At 65.1% G+C, this 415-nt stretch carries 1 protein-coding gene; it reads right to left on the minus strand.

What is annotated here, in order from left to right:
- Positions 1 to 36 precede the first annotated feature (36 nt).
- Positions 37 to 415: hypothetical protein (locus DYI25_RS22320; protein WP_213372953.1), on the minus strand; the 379-nt coding region annotated here is incomplete at its 5' end.

Consider the following 415-nt stretch of genomic DNA (forward strand, 5'->3'; position numbering starts at 1 on the left):
GTCCTGTTCTGCAGGTTCATCCATCCGGTGCCTCGCCTACTCGTCTTTCAGCGGCAGCGACGGCACCCCGTATTCGTCGAGCAACGCCTGTATTTCCGGGCGACTGCTGTCTATCACGCCATTGACGCGGTCGCGCAGCGCCTTGTCGCCGAAGCGCACCGCCATGGCAATGCTGAAGTCGTAGCGCAGGCCGGTGGCGTCGGGCCGGAAAGGCACAACGGCAATGGGCGTGGCGGACTTCTTCGCGAAGTAGCCGACGATGGGCCCCCAGGCCATGGCCACATCCAGCGTTCCATCGACCAGGTCGCGGTCGATGACCTGGCCGGGATACTGGTCCGGGTCGCCGGTCTGGTGCTGGTACGACACCATCTGTTCGATCAGCCCGTTCCTGAGCAGCCAGTCGACCGCCGGCGAC

This window comes from Mesobacillus boroniphilus, assembly GCF_018424685.1.
Classification (GTDB): Bacteria; Bacillota; Bacilli; order Bacillales; family Cytobacillaceae; genus Mesobacillus; species Mesobacillus boroniphilus_A.